This is a genomic window from Komagataeibacter melaceti, assembly GCF_003403295.1.
Classification (GTDB): domain Bacteria; phylum Pseudomonadota; class Alphaproteobacteria; order Acetobacterales; family Acetobacteraceae; genus Komagataeibacter; species Komagataeibacter melaceti.
In genome coordinates this window covers 1-2514 of sequence record NZ_QUWV01000030.1, presented here as the reverse complement: position 1 = coordinate 2514, position 2514 = coordinate 1, and the positions used below count along the sequence as shown (strand labels likewise).

3 protein-coding genes are annotated in these 2514 nt (G+C 59.1%); all 3 read right to left on the bottom strand.

The genetic code is table 11. The annotated features are described in order from the left end of the window. Positions 1–28 precede the first annotated feature (28 nt). The 3 genes from tnpC to tnpA all read right to left on the bottom strand — a co-directional run bounded on the left by tnpC (position 29) and on the right by tnpA (position 2417). Positions 29–1639, bottom strand: a complete 1611-nt coding sequence (gene tnpC, locus DY926_RS03965) for an IS66 family transposase (RefSeq protein WP_116702186.1) — start codon at positions 1637–1639, stop codon at positions 29–31. A 62-nt stretch (positions 1640–1701) separates the two neighbouring features. Further along, on the bottom strand, positions 1702–2049 hold the full coding sequence (gene tnpB / locus DY926_RS03960) for an IS66 family insertion sequence element accessory protein TnpB (RefSeq protein ID WP_019092134.1): 348 nt from the start codon (positions 2047–2049) through the stop codon (positions 1702–1704). After that, a complete protein-coding gene (gene tnpA, locus DY926_RS03955; protein WP_116702185.1) occupies positions 2046–2417 on the bottom strand; it encodes an IS66-like element accessory protein TnpA in 372 nt (123 codons plus the stop codon). The genes tnpB and tnpA overlap by 4 nt, the downstream gene beginning before the upstream one ends. Positions 2418–2514 lie beyond the last annotated feature (97 nt).

Genomic DNA, 2514 nt, shown 5'->3' with positions numbered 1-2514 from the left:
GTAACCGGCCGCTTAAGGCCGCCGTTGATCATGCGGCCTTTTTGTGAAGATCAGTCATGGGGTGCCAGTTCCATGGCAACAGTTCGTGGAGCCGGTTGATCTTGTGCTCGTTGATACGGGCCAGGACGTCGGCGAGGTAATCATGCGGGTTGAGGCCTGAGAGTTTTGCGCTTTCGATAAGCGTCATGGCATCAGCGATGTTATTCCCGCCGGCGTCTGAACCGGCAAACAGATAGTTTTTCCGCCCGACGCATACCGGTCGTATGGCCCGTTCGGCAGGATTATTGTCAATGGCGACACGACCATCTTCCACAAACAGGGTAAAGGCGGCCCACCGGTTAAGCGCATAGCGGATCGCTTTTGCCAGTTCCCCTTTTCCAGGGATGCGGGTGAGCTGTGCTTCGCACCAGACATGGAAGGCCGCGACGCGAGGACGGCTTTTTTCCTGCCGGATCGCCAGACGATACGAGGCCGGGTGCCCGGTGATCTGGCGCTCGATATCGTAGAGCGCTCCAATCTGTTCAAGGGCTTCCCTTGCGATTGTCGAGCCATTGCCTTTCCAGACGTCGTGGAATGCCCGACGCAGGTGGGCCCAGCAGGCCGCTTCGCGCACACGCACGGCTCCCGTTGCATCGGGTTTATACATCTCCCTGAACCCGGCGTAGGCGTCAGCCTGGAGAATACCCGAGAAGGTCGCCAGATGGGTCTGGGGATTGATCCCCTTGCGATCGGGAGAGAACCAGTAGGCCACGGCGGGCGGATCGCTGCCACCCCAGGGGCGGGGATCGCGCAGATAAGTCCAGATCCGCCCTTCCTTCACGCCCCGTGGTTTGCCAGCCTGACGCAGGCGGGGATCAAGAACCTGGATGGGTGTATCATCAGCATGCAGCAGGTCTGCTTTTACGACATCCTGGCGGATCAGATCTGTCAGGGGCCGCAGAACGGCAACGGCCTGACCACACCAGTCGATCAGGGTTGAACGGGAAATGTCTACACCCTGACGGGCAAAGATCTCGTTCTGACGATAAAGCGGAATATGGTCATCGAATTTCGAGACCAGAATATGGGCCAGGAGCCCGGGGCCAGCCATGCCCCGTGGGACAGGACGCGATGGCGCTTCAGGCTGCACCATTGTTTCGCAATGACGGCAGGATTTCTTCAGCCGTGCCGTTTCGACGACTTTCAGTTTTGCCGCGATGAATTCAAGGATTTCGGTGACATCTTCGCCGACGAGGCGCAAGGGACTGCCACAGGCGGAACAGGATTCACCCGGGTCGAGCACAATGCGCTCCCGTGGCGTGGCGTCCGAGACCCTGGGCCTGCCGCGCCGTCTTTGGGGAAAGACCACGGCATCGCCGTTATCGTGATCTTCACTTTCGGGAGACGGATCGGCTGCCGCGATGGCGATTTCCACATCTTCGAGGAGCAGTTCGAGCTGTTCAGTCTCACGCTCGATCTTTTCTGAACTGACCCCGAATTTCTGTTTCTGAAGACGCGCGATCCGGATTTTGAGAGACTGGACAAGGGCATCATAGGCCCGGGCCGACGCCGACAGCCGCACGATCTCGCCCTGCTGGGCCATGATGATGCCCTTGAGGGTCTCCAGATCATCAGGCAGGGGGCCAGGGTGTCGCTCCATCTCTGGATAATAGCGGAAAACTGCCAGAAAACAAAGAAATCTGCGGCAGCGATGACGAAAAATCAGGCGACGCGAGAGGGAGGGGCCGACCACGATGGCCGTCTCCAGTCAATTCCTTCCCAGAGCATGGCCATCTGTGCGGCTGTCAGGCGGGCAACCCCATCTGCCGGGGAGGGCCACGGGAAACGTCCGGTCTCGAGCACCTTGTAATAAAGGCAGAACCCCTGACCGTCCCACGTCAGAAGCTTGATCCTGTCCCCACGGCGACCACGAAAGGCGAAGAGTGCGCCCGATGTCGGATCCTGACGCAGCCTGTCCTGTGCAAGTGCGGCCAGCCCCGATATGCCCTTGCGCATATCGGTCACCCCGCAGGCCAGATAGACACGCACGCCGTTGCCCACGCCAATCATGCCGTCTCCGCGATCCGGATGACCCGGGCCAGAAGCTCTTCGGCAGGATGTCCCGTCACCCTGATACAACGGCCATTGCGCAGCACAATGGCCAGTCCATCAGCATCCGATGCAATGTGATCCCCGGATACTGAACTGTTCCCGCCCACCGGGGCGACAGGAACAAAGTGCACATCCTGATCACGGGCAGAAAGCCTTTGACGGAATGAAGAGCGCCACTGGTAAAGATGTTGACGGGTCAGGTCATGACGACGTGCCACATCCGAGACACTCGCCCCATCCACGCCAACTTCAGCCAGGATCTCCAGCTTGCGTTCATCCGACCAGCGCCGACGGCGTTCAACACCAATCAGGATTTCCTGACCCATTCTTACCTCCTAAACGACGTCAATAACGACGTCGTTAACGACGGTAAGTTACCAGTCACAATCCTTACTCATAAGGCGGCCTCAAGCGGCCCATTAC

What these genes read in the sequence shown, in the direction of transcription:
- tnpA (WP_116702185.1), bottom strand. Translation starts at nt 2,417, where the DNA reads ATGGGTCAGGAAATCCTGATTGGTGTTGAACGCCGTCGGCGCTGGTCG.
- tnpC (WP_116702186.1), bottom strand. Translation starts at nt 1,639, where the DNA reads ATGGAGCGACACCCTGGCCCCCTGCCTGATGATCTGGAGACCCTCAAG.
- tnpB (WP_019092134.1), bottom strand. Translation starts at nt 2,049, where the DNA reads ATGATTGGCGTGGGCAACGGCGTGCGTGTCTATCTGGCCTGCGGGGTG.